At 64.1% G+C, this 270-nt stretch carries 1 protein-coding gene; it reads left to right on the top strand.

What is annotated here, in order from left to right; translation table 11 throughout:
- A partial coding sequence (locus SB772_RS41260) for a transporter substrate-binding domain-containing protein (protein ID WP_410838683.1) occupies nt 1-260 on the top strand: 260 nt, incomplete at its 5' end.
- Nucleotides 261-270: the final 10 nt, after the last annotated feature.

Consider the following 270-nt stretch of genomic DNA (forward strand, 5'->3'; position numbering starts at 1 on the left):
GGCGGCTCGACGCCGCGGTGCAGGAAACGCAAACGGTGGAAGACGGCTTCCTGAAGAAGCCGGCCGGTCACGACTATGCGATTGCCGGTCAGCCGCTCAGCGATCCGGCCACGCTCGGCGAAGGAACCGGCTTCGGCTTGCGCAAGGGCGACAAGGCGCTCGCGAAGAAGGTCGACGCGGCGCTCGAGGCGCTGAAGAAAGACGGCACGCTCAGCGCGCTTTCGCAGAAGTACTTCAATCGCGACATCATCGCGAAGTAATGTGTTGCGG

It is taken from the genome of Paraburkholderia sp. SIMBA_030, assembly GCF_046535245.1.
GTDB lineage: Bacteria > Pseudomonadota > Gammaproteobacteria > Burkholderiales > Burkholderiaceae > Paraburkholderia.